Annotated in this window: 8 protein-coding genes and 1 pseudogene; 7 read left to right on the top strand and 2 right to left on the bottom strand. The window is 71.5% G+C overall.

Annotated features, from left to right (window positions below):
* Positions 1-103: 103 nt before the first annotated feature.
* The 3 genes from ACFV5H_RS20360 to ACFV5H_RS20350 all read left to right on the top strand — a co-directional run bounded on the left by ACFV5H_RS20360 (position 104) and on the right by ACFV5H_RS20350 (position 6,036).
* On the top strand, positions 104-2,269 hold the full coding sequence (locus ACFV5H_RS20360) for a discoidin domain-containing protein (RefSeq protein WP_385196405.1): 2,166 nt from the start codon (positions 104-106) through the stop codon (positions 2,267-2,269).
* A gap of 72 nt (positions 2,270-2,341) precedes the next feature.
* Positions 2,342-3,424, top strand: coding sequence for a DUF1996 domain-containing protein (locus ACFV5H_RS20355; RefSeq protein ID WP_385196402.1), 1,083 nt, complete (start codon positions 2,342-2,344; stop codon positions 3,422-3,424).
* Between the two features lie 179 nt (positions 3,425-3,603).
* A complete protein-coding gene (locus ACFV5H_RS20350) occupies positions 3,604-6,036 on the top strand; it encodes a glycoside hydrolase family 3 C-terminal domain-containing protein (protein WP_385196399.1) in 2,433 nt (810 codons plus the stop codon).
* Positions 6,037-6,084: 48 nt separating this feature from the next.
* Here ACFV5H_RS20350 and ACFV5H_RS20345 read toward each other — a convergent pair.
* A pseudogene (locus ACFV5H_RS20345) lies at positions 6,085-6,535 on the bottom strand (sugar kinase); the annotation flags it as partial.
* Positions 6,536-6,716: 181 nt separating this feature from the next.
* On the opposite strand from ACFV5H_RS20345, the gene ACFV5H_RS20340 reads away from it, so the two are divergent.
* Genes ACFV5H_RS20340 through ACFV5H_RS20325 form a run of 4 tightly spaced genes read left to right on the top strand, consistent with a single transcriptional unit; the run spans position 6,717 to position 11,317 of the window.
* Positions 6,717-8,033 (top strand): extracellular solute-binding protein, encoded by a 1,317-nt coding sequence (locus ACFV5H_RS20340; RefSeq protein ID WP_385196397.1) that lies wholly within the window; start codon positions 6,717-6,719, stop codon positions 8,031-8,033.
* A 14-nt stretch (positions 8,034-8,047) separates the two neighbouring features.
* On the top strand, positions 8,048-9,043 hold the full coding sequence (locus tag ACFV5H_RS20335) for a carbohydrate ABC transporter permease (protein WP_385196395.1): 996 nt from the start codon (positions 8,048-8,050) through the stop codon (positions 9,041-9,043).
* A 28-nt stretch (positions 9,044-9,071) separates the two neighbouring features.
* On the top strand, positions 9,072-9,911 hold the full coding sequence (locus tag ACFV5H_RS20330; protein ID WP_385196546.1) for a carbohydrate ABC transporter permease: 840 nt from the start codon (positions 9,072-9,074) through the stop codon (positions 9,909-9,911).
* Positions 9,912-9,961: 50 nt separating this feature from the next.
* Entirely contained in the window at positions 9,962-11,317 is a 1,356-nt protein-coding gene (locus ACFV5H_RS20325) for a GH1 family beta-glucosidase (protein WP_385196393.1), read from the top strand.
* 7 nt (positions 11,318-11,324) lie between these two features.
* Here the strand turns inward: ACFV5H_RS20325 and ACFV5H_RS20320 are convergent, their stop codons facing one another.
* A complete protein-coding gene (locus tag ACFV5H_RS20320; RefSeq protein WP_385059613.1) occupies positions 11,325-12,344 on the bottom strand; it encodes a LacI family DNA-binding transcriptional regulator in 1,020 nt (339 codons plus the stop codon).
* Between the last annotated feature and the right edge of the window lie 60 nt (positions 12,345-12,404).

The raw sequence follows: 12,404 nt of genomic DNA, 5'->3' as shown, positions 1-12,404 counted from the left end.
CGGATGACATCCCCGCACCCCGGCCCGGAGGGGCCACCACGCCACCACGCGGTGCTCCCGCAGCCCCGTCCCGTCGGCTCTCCCCAACCCGTTTGGAGCAGATGTGTCCGCAGTCCTCTCCTACCGCAGACCACCCGGCCGCCGCGCCGTGCCTCTGCTCGCGCTCGGCGCACTGGTGGCGTCGTCGCTCGTCCTCGCCGCTCCGCCCGCCCAGGCCGCGGAGACCCTGCTCTCCCAGGGCAGGCCCGCCACCGCCTCGTCCCAGGAAGGCGACGGATACGCCCCCTCCGCGGCCGTCGACGGCAACCTCACCGGTACCCGTTGGGCCAGCCGGTGGAGCGACCCGCAGTGGTTCCAGGTCGACCTCGGACAGCGGTCCGACCTCAGCCGTGTCGTGCTCACCTGGGAGGGCGCGTACGGCAAGAGCTACCAGATCCAGGCGTCCGACAACGGCACGGACTGGCGGACCCTGAAGACCGTGACCGGCGGTGACGGCGGCACGGACGAGGTCGCCGTCACCGGCTCCGGCCGCTACGTCCGCATGCTGGGCACCGAGCGCTCCGGCGGCTACGGCTACTCCCTCTGGGAGTTCCAGGTGTACGGGACCGCGGACGGCACGCCGCCCGCCCAAGGAACGGTCAAGGTCACCGGTTCACAGGGGAACTGGCAACTGACCGTCGGCGGGCAGCCGTACACCGTCAAGGGTCTGACCTGGGGCCCCGCCATCGCGGACGCCCCGAAGTACATGTCCGACGTGAAGTCCATGGGCGTCAACACCATCCGCACCTGGGGCACCGACGGCGGCACCGAGCCGCTGCTGGACAGCGCCGCCGCGCACGGCATCAAGGTCGTCAACGGCTTCTGGCTGCAGCCCGGCGGCGGTCCCGGCTCCGGAGGCTGCGTCAACTACGTCACCGACACCACGTACAAGAACACCATGCTCACCGAGTTCGCCAGGTGGGTCGAGGCGTACAAGAGCCACCCCGCGACCCTCATGTGGAACGTCGGCAACGAATCGGTCCTCGGCCTGCAGAACTGCTACAGCGGAACGGAGCTGGAGGCGCAGCGCAACGCCTACACCGGCTTCGTCAACGACGTCGCCAAGAAGATCCACGGCATCGACCCCGATCACCCCGTCACCTCCACCGACGCCTGGACGGGCGCCTGGCCCTACTACAAGCGCAACGCGCCCGACCTCGACCTGTACTCGATGAACTCCTACGGCGACATCTGCGGCGTCCAGGAGGACTGGGAGGAGGGCGGCTACACCAAGCCGTACATCATCACCGAGGGCGGGCCGGCCGGTGAGTGGGAGGTGCCGGACGACGCCAACGGCGTCCCCGACGAGCCGACCGACGTGCGGAAGGCCGAGGGCTACACCGAGGCCTGGGACTGCGTCACCGGCCACCGGGGCGTCGCCCTCGGCGCCACCCTCTTCCACTACGGCGTCGAGCACGACTTCGGCGGCATCTGGTTCAACCTCGTGCCCGACGGGCTGAAGAGGCTGTCCTACTACGCCGTCAAGAAGGCGTACAGCGGATCGACCGCCGGCGACAACACCCCGCCGGTCATCACGAACATGGCCGTCAGCCCCGCCTCGTCGGCCCCGGCGGGCGGCGAGTTCACGATCCGCGCCGACGTGCGTGATCCCGATGGCGATCCGGTCACCTACAAGATCTTCCTCAGCGGCAACTACGCCAACGGCGACAAGCGGCTGGTCGAGGCCAAGTGGCGGTCCACCGGCAACGGCACCTTCGCCGTGACCGCCCCGGAGAAGCTCGGCGTGTGGAAGGTGTACATCCAGGCCGAGGACGGCCGCGGCAACGCCGGCATCGAGACGAAGTCGGTCAAGGTCGTCGCCCCGCCGGTCACCGGCACGAACGTGGCGCTGAACAAGCCCACCACCGCGTCCTCCTTCCAGCAGTCGTACGGCGACTGCCCGTGCGAGCCCGCCAAGGCGACGGACGGCCGGAGCGACACGCGCTGGGCCAGCGACTGGAGCGACCCGCAGTGGATCCAGGTCGACCTCGGCGCCGCCACCGCCATCCGCAAGCTCCAGCTCGTGTGGGACCCCGCCTACGCCAAGTCCTACGACGTACAGGTCTCGGACAACGGCACCACCTGGCGCACGGTCCACACCACGACCGCCGGCAACGGCGACATCGACACCATCGACGTCGCGGCGACCGCGCGGCACGTACGACTGCACCTGACGGCGCGTGGCACCGGCTGGGGCTACTCGCTGCACGAGTTCGGCATCTACGGCTGACGACGGCGCAGGGCGCCCGGCGGCGCCCTACGCACCACCCCCACCAGGCACCTCAGCGGGCAAGGAGGCCCCATGAGACCGCGTTCGAAACTCCCCGCGCTGCTGCTCGGCAGCGCACTGATCGCAAGCGTGCTCGGCGTCGGCACCGTCGCCACGGCGGCCGGTCCCGGCGGCGCCCCGGCGGCCGCCTCGGCCGGCGCTCACACCGGGCACACGATGGCGGTGTCGACCCAGGCGTCCGGCGACGACCCCGACGGCGACGGGTACATACCGGCCGTACCCCCGGTCACCGGCGTCGTCCCGTCCACGGCCACCCCGCCCCCGGCCTACCACCACGAGTTCCAGGCCGGCTGCTCCGTGACCCACACCGCGCCGGACGACCCGATCGTCTACCCGGGCCAGTTCGGCAAGTCCCACGACCACACGTTCATGGGCAACACCTCCACCGACGCCGCCAGCACCACCGGCTCGCTCTACGGAGGCACCACCACCTGCAAGGCGCCCGCGGACGCCTCCGCCTACTGGATGCCCTCGCTGTACAAGGGCGACCAGAAGATCCTGCCCGTCGGCCCGCAGGTCATCTACTACAAGGCAGGCGTGACCGACTACCGGAGCGTGCGGCCCTTCCCCAAGGGCCTGCGGTTCGTCGTCGGCAACCCCATGCAGACCGAACAGCAGTTCCGCGCCCACAAGGGCTTCGTCGAGGGCTGGGAGTGCGGTGACAGCTTCTTCAACACCGACATCCCGGCGAGCTGCCCGAGCCGGCCCGACGTCCAGCTCAACCTGCGCATGCAGGCCCCCAGCTGCTGGAACGGCCTGCACCTCGACACCCCCGACCACCAGAGCCACATGGCCTACCCGGTCGTCAAGCCCGGCACCAACGACAACATGTGCCCGGCCTCCCACCCGGTCGCCCTGCCGATGATCGAGTTCAAGATGGCGTGGCCGGTCAACGGTGACATGAGCCAGGTCCGCCTGGCCAGCGGCCGCGGCTACTCCTTCCACTACGACTTCTTCAACGCGTGGGAGGAACGAACCCTCAAGGCCCTGGTCGACCACTGCATCAACGGCGGCCTGCAGTGCGACACCCGGGGCTTCGACCTGTACCGCCCCGAACGCGGCACCGTGCTGAACGCCGACCACCGGCTGCCCTGACCCGGCCGGTCCCCACGGGCCCGACGGTACCCGCGCGGCACGGGTGCCGTCGGGCTCCTTCCGCTGCCCGCGCGCCTGACGTCCACCGCCGTCCGGAGGGGCTTGACGGGGAGGAGGAGCTCGTCAAATGCTCGGGAGAGCGCTCTCCCGACAGTGGAGAGGCGGAAAGTGGGGCGGGAATGGACGACGAGGCACTCGACCGGCACATCGGCGGGCTGAGTCTCGAGCAGAAGGTGCGCCTGCTCACCGGCGCGACGACCTGGCGCACCGTCGGTGAGCCCGGGATCGGGCTGCGGGAGATGGTGACCTCGGACGGGCCCGCCGGGGTGCGCGGCGAGGCATGGGACGAGCGGCGCACCTCGGTCCTGCTGCCCTCCGCCTCCGCCCTGGGGGCGATGTGGGACGAGGAACTGGTGGAGCGGCTCGGGGGTCTGCTCGCCACCGAGGCCGCCCGCAAGGGCGTCGACGTGGTGCTGGCCCCCACGCTCAACCTCCACCGGAGCCCGCTGGGCGGCCGGCACTTCGAGTGCTTCTCCGAGGACCCGGAACTGACCGGCCGTACCGGGGCCGCGCTGATCCGGGGCGTCCAGGCCCTCGGGGTGGCGGCCACCGCCAAGCACTACGTCGGCAACGACTCCGAGACCGACCGGCTGACCGTCGACGTCCGGGCGTCCGAACGCACTCTGCGGGAGGTGTACCTCGCGCCCTTCGAGGCGGCCGTCGAGGCCGGGGTGTGGCTGGTCATGGCGGGCTACAACGCCGTCGGCGGTACGACCATGACGGCCAGCCCGCTCCTGGCCGAGCCCCTCAAGGGCGAATGGGGGTTCGACGGGGTCGCCGTCTCCGACTGGGCGGCCGTGCGCACCACCGAGGAGACCGGTCGCGCCGCCCTCGACCTGGCGATGCCGGGTCCGGACAGTCCCTGGGGCGCGTCGCTGGTGCGGGCGGTGAAGGACGGCCTGGTCGACGAGGAGGCGGTCGACGAGAAGGTACGACGGCTGCTCCGGCTCGCCGGCCGCGTGGGCGCGCTGGAACCGCGTCGCCCGCGCCGGGTGGCGGCGGGGGCGTCCCGCGGCACCCGGGCTCTGCTGCGCCGCGCCGTCAGTGCCGGCTCGGTCCTGCTGCGCAACAGCGCCGTCCTGCCGCTCGACCCCGCCGGGCTGTCCACCGTCGCGGTCGTCGGCGTCCACGCCGCGTCCCCGCGCGTCCAGGGCGGCGGCAGCGCGGGCGTCTTCTGCTCCGACGTGGTCACCCCGCTGGCCGGCGTCCGGGCCCGGCTGCGGGGAAGGGCCCGGGTGGTGTACGAGCCCGGCCCCGCACCGGGGTCCCCGCCCGTCCCCCTCGGCACCGACCGGTGCAGCGACCCGCGGTCGGGCGCCCCCGGCGTGCTCCTGCGGGTGCTGGACGCGGCGGGGCGGGAGCTGTACGCGCAGCACCGGCTCTCGGGCCGGCAGCTGGAGCCGGACCTGCCCCCGGGCGCGCACACGGTGGAGATCGACGCGGTGCTGCATCCCCGTCGGTCGGGAGAGTGGACGTTCGGTGTCGGGGGCTTCGGACGCATGACGCTCACCGTCGACGACCGCACGCTCCTGGACGGGGAGTTTCCCGGTGACACGGACGACCCGGCCGTCGTCCACGTCACCCCGCCCGTGCACACCGCGCGGACGGTACTGGCCACCAAGCGGCCCGTACGCGTGGTGGCACGGCGCGAACTGGTGCCCGGCCGCGGACGCGCCACCGTCGTCGCCGCGGCGCCCCCGGAACCGGACCCGGCTATCGCGCTGGAGGACGCGGTGCGGGCGGCACGGGACGCCGATGCCGCGATCGTGGTGGTCGGCACCACCGAGCACAGCGAGACCGAAGGGTACGACCGCGCCGGACTGTCGCTCGGGGGGCACCAGGACGAGCTGGTCCACGCGGTGGCCGCCGCGAATCCGCGCACGGTCGTGGTCGTCAACAGCGGCGGCCCGGTCGAGCTGCCCTGGCACCGGGAAGCGGGTGCCGTGCTGCTCGCCTGGTTCCCGGGACAGGAGGCCGGGGCGGGGCTGGCCGACGTCCTGTTCGGCCTCGCCGAGCCCGGCGGCCGGCTCCCCACCACCTGGGCGGCGTCCCTGGCGGACGCACCCGTCACCCGCACCCGGCCGGTCGACGGCCGGCTCGACTACGCCGAGGGCCTGCACATCGGCCACCGGGCGTGGCTGCGAGCCGGACGCGAGCCCGCCTACTGGTTCGGCCACGGACTCGGTTACACGACGTGGGAGTACGCGGCCGTGGAGGTGCCCGCGCACGTCGCGGCGGGCGAGCCGTTCACCGTCCGGGTGACGGTGCGCAACACCGGCGCCCGCGCCGGGCGCGAGGTCGTCCAGGTCTACCTGGCCCGCCCCGATTCGGCGGTGGAGCGCCCGGTGCGCTGGTTCGCCGGATACGCGACTGTCCGGGCGGAAGCGGGCCGAACGGCGGGTGCCGAGGTGGTGGTGGGCCCACGCGCCTTGCGGCACTGGTCGGAGGAGGACCACGGCTGGGCCACGGAGCCCGGCCCCTACCGGCTCATGGTGGGCAGATCGGCGGGAGACACACGGTGGGAGGGGAAGGTCACGGTCGGCGGCCCCTGACGGGCGGGGCGGTCCGGGCACCGTGTGCGCCGGGGCCGCGGCGCCGGGCCGGGGCCCGCGCACCCGCACCGTCGGGTGCCCCCGCTCCACGGCCCGGCCCGGTCCCCTGTCGTCGCCGACGGCGCAGGCGCCGGCACCGGAGCCGAAGAGCACCACCGCCGCGTTCCGCGCGCCCCGGCCGGTGCCGAACCACCTCTCCGCCCGCCCGGGCGTCTTGGCGCCGCTGTCGATGCGGTACGGCACGCTCTCGGGCAGGAGCCGGGACTCGCGCAGCAGCCGCTCCAGGGGACGGCGTCCCAGCCGATGGCCCGGCCGGGCGCGACGGCGCCGTCCCCGGCGGTCCCGGCGACGACGCCCGGAACCCCGATCCCGAACTCGGCCCGGTGGCGGGCCCCGGGGAGAACCGGCTGAGCGGCCCGTCGAAATACAACCGTTGCAATACCGCGGTGCGGTTCTCCCGCCGCAGGTCACGCGCCGTACGGCCGCCGCGCACCGTCACCCTGTCCCCTCGCCCTGAAGTCTTCACCGCGATTTACCTGTGGCCGAGCCCTTGACGCGCCCTTCACTCGAAGCTTAACTCACATCCTAAATTAAGCCGTGGAGGCTTCAGGGAACGCGGGGCGCCACCCCGTCCCGCCTCCGCCGGCGATCCCGTCACTTCCCGGAAGGCCTCTGGAGTCATGCGCAGAATCAGAGCCGCAGCCGTCGGCGCCGTCACCCTCTCGTTCGCCCTCACCGTGGCGGCCTGCGGCGGGGGGTCGTCCGGCACGGAAGGCTCCAACGAACAGCCGAGGACCCTCACCTACTGGGCCTCCAACCAGGGCGCGAACCTGGAGGTGGACAAGAAGGTCCTCCAGCCGGAACTCGACAAGTTCGAGAAGGAGACCGGGATCAAGGTGAAGCTGGAGGTGGTGCCCTGGGGGGACCTCCTCAACCGCATCCTCACCGCCACCACCTCCGGTCAGGGCCCGGACGTCCTCAACATCGGCAACACCTGGAGCGCCTCACTCCAGGCCGGCGGTGCCCTGCTGCCCTGGGACGCGAAGAACTTCGAGGCGATCGGCGGCAGGGACCGCTTCGTGGAGTCCGCGCTCGGCTCCACCGGCGTCCAGGGCCAGGACCCGGCCTCCGTGCCGCTGTACTCCATGGCCTACGCGCTCTACTACAACAAGAAGATGTTCGCCGACGCCGGCATCGAGAAGCCGCCGGCGACCTGGGAGGAGTTGGCCGAGACCGGCAAGAGGCTCTCCGAGGACGGCAAGTGGGGACTCGGCGCCGAGGGCTCCAACCTGTCGAACAACATCCACCAGGTCTTCGTCCTCGCCCAGCAGCACGGCGCGGACTTCTTCACCCCCGACGGCAAGGCCGACTTCACCTCCGACGGCGCCGTGGCGGCGGTCAAGCAGTACGTCGACCTGATGGCCAAGGAAAAGATCATCGCGCCGGGCAACGCCGAGTACGCGCAGAACCAGTCCCTGAGCGACTTCGCCAAGGACAAAACGGCCATGGTGCTGTGGCAGACCGCGTCGGCCACCTTCGCGTCGCAGGGCATGAACGAGGACGAGTGGGGCGTCGCGCCCGCCCCCGTGCAGTCCGGCGAGCCCGGTCCGGGCAAGGCCACCAACTCCATGGTCGCCGGCATCAACATGGCCGTCTTCAGGAACACCAAGAACATCGACGGCGCCAAGAAGTTCGTGAAGTTCATGACCGGCGACGAGGAGCAGGTCATCCTGAACAAGGCCTACGGCTCCATCCCGCCGGTCAAGACCGCCCAGCAGGACCCGGCCTTCAACTCCCCCGCCCTCGCCGTGCTCCGGGACACCCTCGCCACCAGCGCCACCGCACTGCCGCAGGTCCCCGAGGAGTCGCAGTTCGAGACCGTCGTCGGCACCGCCGTCAAGGAACTCTTCGCCGACGCCGCCGCCGGCCGTGCGGTGACCACCGATTCAGTGCGGGCCAAGCTCGAGAAGGCCCAGCAGCAGATGCCCGAGAAGTGAGCCCGGACACCGCCATGACCACCACCGCTGCCCTGAGCACAGGCGAGCGGACGGCACGGAAGAACGACCCCGGAGCGGCGCCGCGCAGACGCCGCCCCGGGCGGCTGCGCCGCATCGGACTGCCGTACCTGCTGCTGTTCCCCGCACTGCTGCTCGAACTACTGGTCCACCTGGTGCCGATGGTGATCGGCATCGTCGTCAGCTTCAAGGAGCTGACCCAGTTCTACGTCCGTGACTGGGGCGCCGCGCCCTGGGCCGGCCTCGACAACTACTCCCTGGCAGTCGACTTCGACGCCCCCGTCGGCGAGGCGCTGCTGAAGTCCTTCCTCACCACCTGCCTGTTCACCGTCCTCTCGGTCGGCCTGTGCTGGCTGCTCGGAGCGGCCGCGGCGATCTTCATGCAGGAGACCTTCCGCGGCCGGGGCGTCCTGCGCACGCTCTTCCTGGTGCCGTACGCACTGCCCGTCTACGCCGCCGTCATCACCTGGGCGTTCATGTTCCAGCGGGACAACGGCCTGGTGAACCACGTGCTGCACGACCAGCTCGGCCTCACCGACAGCCCTCCGTTCTGGCTGATCGGCGACAACAGCTTCATCGCCCTGCTCGTCGTCTCGGTGTGGAAGGGCTGGCCCTTCGCCTTCCTCATCATCATGGCCGGGCTCCAGAACATCCCGAGGGACATCTACGAGGCCGCCGCCCTCGACGGCGCGGGCGTCTGGCAGCAGATCCGCCGCATCACCCTGCCCTCGCTGCGCCCCGTCAACCAGGTCCTGGTCCTGGTGCTGTTCCTGTGGACGTTCAACGACTTCAACACCCCCTTCGTCCTCTTCGGCAAAGCGGCGCCGGAAGCCGCGGACCTGATCTCCATCCACATCTACCAGTCCTCGTTCCAGACCTGGAACTTCGGGACGGGCTCCGCCATGTCGGTCCTGCTCCTGCTGTTCCTGCTCGTGGTGACGGGCATCTACCTCTGGCTCACCTCCCGCGGAAGGAAGGCCGCCGATGTCTAGCCCAGCCGTCCGCCGGCCCCGCTCCCCGATGGCCGCCCCGCGGTCCTTCCTGTGGAGCCGCCGGATCTTCCTCACCCTCCTCACCGTCTTCGTGCTGCTGCCGGTGTACGTGATGATCTCCAGCTCACTGAAGCCGCTGGAGGACGTGTCGGGGAAGTTCGCGTGGATCCCCTCGGGTCTCACCGTCCGTCCGTACTTCGACATCTGGGAAACGGTCCCGCTGGCCGACTACTTCATGAACTCGCTGATCGTGGCCGGCGCGGCGACCGTCTGCTCCGTCACCGTCGCCGTGTTCGCCGCCTACGCGGTCAGCCGCTACTCCTTCCGCGGCAAGCGCGTCTTCACGGTGACGGTGCTGTCGACGCAGATGTTCCCGGGCATCCTGTTCCTGCTGCCGCTGTTCCTCATCTACGTCAACATCGGCAACACCACCGGCATCGCCCTGTTCGGCTCCCGCGTGGGCCTGATCCTCACCTACCTCACCTTCTCGCTGCCCTTCTCCATCTGGATGCTGATCGGCTACTTCGACTCGGTGCCCAGAGACCTCGACGAGGCCGCCAAGGTGGACGGCTGCGGACCGCTCGGAGCCCTCTTCAGGGTCATCGTGCCCGCCGCGGTCCCCGGCATCGTCGCCGTCGCCGTCTACGCGTTCATGACCGCCTGGGGCGAGGTGCTCTTCGCGTCCGTCATGACCAACGACACCACCCGCACCCTCGCCGTCGGCCTCCAGGGCTACTCCACCCAGAACGACGTGTACTGGAACCAGATCATGGCCGCCTCACTCGTCGTCAGTCTGCCCGTCGTCGCCGGCTTCCTGCTCCTCCAGCGCTACCTCGTCACCGGCCTCACCGCCGGCGCCGTCAAGTAGCCGCCGGGGCACCACCGCCGCCCCGCCCGACCATCCCAGAGAGGCTCTCCGTGTCCGAATCGCTCGACCTCGCCGCCTTCCCCGCCGACTTCGCCTGGGGCACGGCCACCTCCGCCTACCAGATCGAGGGAGCCGTCACCGAGGACGGCCGGGCGCCGTCGATCTGGGACACCTTCTCCCACACCCCGGGCAAGGTCGCGGGCGACGACCACGGCGACGTGGCCTGCGACCACTACCACCGGTGGCCCGAGGACATCGCCCTGATGAAGCGGCTCGGCACCGACGCCTACCGCATGTCCGTCGCCTGGCCCCGTGTGGTGCCCGCCGGTGACGGACCGGTCAACGCGGCCGGCCTCGACTTCTACGACCGGCTCGTCGACGCCCTCCTCGAGGCCGGCATCACCCCCAACATCACCCTCTACCACTGGGACCTTCCCCAGGCCCTCCAGGACCGCGGCGGCTGGACCGTGCGCGACACCGCCGAACACCTCGCCGAGTACGCCTCCGTCGTCGCCGCCCGGCTCGGCGACCGCGTCACCCGATGGGCCACCCTCAACGAGCCCCTCTGCTCCGGCTGGATCGGCCACCTGGAGGGCCGTATGGCACCCGGCCTGACCGACCTGACCGCCGCCGTGCACGCCTCGTACCACCTGCTGCTCGCCCACGGCCTCGCCACCCGGGCGATCCGCGCGGCGGCCCCCGGCGCACAGGTCGGCCTGGTCACCAACCACTCCACCGTCGAGGCCGCCTCGACCCGCCCGGAGGACATCGCGGCGGCCACCCGCATGGACGGCCACACCAACCGCTGGTGGCTCGACCCCGTCCACGGCCGCGGCTTCCCCGCCGACATGCGCGAACTGTACGGCGTGGAACTGCCGGAGCGCCCAGGCGACCTGGACACGATCGCAGCGCCCCTGGACTGGCACGGCCTCAACTACTACTTCCCGGCGACCGTCACCGACGACCCCGAGGGCCCCGTCCCGTACGCCCGTGAGGTCCGGCTGCCCGAGGTACCGCGCACCGGCATGGACTGGCAGATCGACGCCGGCGGCCTGGAGGCCCTGCTGCTGCGCCTGACCGACGACTACGGGGTCCGCGAGCTGTACGTCACCGAGAACGGCTCCGCCTTCCCGGACACCGTCTCGCCCGACGGCGCCGTCCACGACCCCGACCGGGCCCGCTACCTGGAGCAGCACGTGAGCGCCTGCGCCCGGGCGGTCCGCAAGGGAGTACCGCTGGCCGGCTACTACGCCTGGTCCCTCCTCGACAACTTCGAGTGGGCCTACGGCTACGACAAGCGCTTCGGCCTCGTCCACGTCGACTACGCGACCCAGGCCCGGACCGTCAAGACAAGTGGTCAGCGCTACGCGGACATCATCCGCGCCCACCGGCAGTCGCACGCCTGACCTCGGGTCAGGCGGACTCGCGTACGACCAGTTCCGGTTCGAAGACGAGGGTGCGCGGCTCGGTAAGGGTGCCCTGGACCTGCTCGTCCAGCATCCTGGCCATGGCCGCCGCCATCTCCTCCACCGGCTGGCGCACGGTGGTCAGCGGCGGCCGGCACGTCACGGCGATGCTCGAGTCGTCGAACCCGACGACGGCGACGTCCTCCGGTATGCGCCTGCCCAGTTCCCGCAGGACCTGGCAGGCGCCCTGGGCCATCAGGTCGTTGGCCGCGAACACGCCGTCCAGCGCGGGGTGGTCCCGCAGCAGCGCGGCCATGGCTGTCGCCCCGCTGTCCAGCGTGAAGACGCCCTCGGCCACGGGAGGGCTGTCGTGCCCGGCGCGGGCCAGGGCGTCGCGGAATCCGGCGAGGCGCTCCCGGCCGGCCCTGAGATCCGGCGGAGCGCCGATCGCCGCGATACGGCGGCAGCCGCGGGCCAGGAGACGCTCTCCGGCCAGGCGTCCCCCCGCGTAGTGGTCCAGGTCGACGCAACCGACCGGTGCCGTCCGGGCGGGACGTGCGAACAGCACCGTGGGGACGCGGGCGGAGAGGAGCATGTCCGGCAGAGGGTCGTCCGGTTGCACGGAGACCACCAAAGCGCCGTCCGCACTGCCCTGCCGTACGTAGTCGACCACCTGTTTCCTGGCCGCCTCCGACTCGGCGAACAGCAGCACCGGTTGCATCGCGCGTGCCCGGAGATACCCCACGACGCCGTTGACGACACGGCCGAAGAACGGGTCGGCGAACACGCGGCCGGCGAAGGCGTCGCCCGCACCGGAGACGATGAGGGCCACCGTTCCGGTGCGTCGGGTGACCAGCGTCCTCGCTGCGCGGTTCGGCGTGTAGCCCGTCCGTTCGATCGCGCTGCGGACCAGGTCCTGGATGCTGGGATCGACGTTGCGCACGCCGTTCACGACCCGCGACACGGTGGCGCGGGAGACCCCCGCCTCCCTCGCGACATCCTCCAGCGTCGGGGCCTGCCTGTTCATGGGGGGAACTCTAACGCCGGGCACTCCCACGGGCACAGGGCGGCAGGGAGCCTTCGAAAC

The sequence above is a fragment of the Streptomyces sp. NPDC059787 genome (genome assembly GCF_042732315.1).
Classification (GTDB): domain Bacteria; phylum Actinomycetota; class Actinomycetes; order Streptomycetales; family Streptomycetaceae; genus Streptomyces; species Streptomyces atrovirens.
This window is presented reverse-complemented; position numbering and strand designations above follow the sequence as displayed.

Bases quoted from the DNA above. Each gene is read 5' to 3' on its own strand.
- ACFV5H_RS20355 (WP_385196402.1), top strand. From the start codon at position 2,342: ATGAGACCGCGTTCGAAACTCCCCGCGCTGCTGCTCGGCAGCGCACTG.
- ACFV5H_RS20350 (WP_385196399.1), top strand. From the start codon at position 3,604: ATGGACGACGAGGCACTCGACCGGCACATCGGCGGGCTGAGTCTCGAG.
- ACFV5H_RS20340 (WP_385196397.1), top strand. From the start codon at position 6,717: ATGCGCAGAATCAGAGCCGCAGCCGTCGGCGCCGTCACCCTCTCGTTC.
- ACFV5H_RS20335 (WP_385196395.1), top strand. From the start codon at position 8,048: ATGACCACCACCGCTGCCCTGAGCACAGGCGAGCGGACGGCACGGAAG.
- ACFV5H_RS20330 (WP_385196546.1), top strand. From the start codon at position 9,072: ATGGCCGCCCCGCGGTCCTTCCTGTGGAGCCGCCGGATCTTCCTCACC.
- ACFV5H_RS20320 (WP_385059613.1), bottom strand. From the start codon at position 12,344: ATGAACAGGCAGGCCCCGACGCTGGAGGATGTCGCGAGGGAGGCGGGG.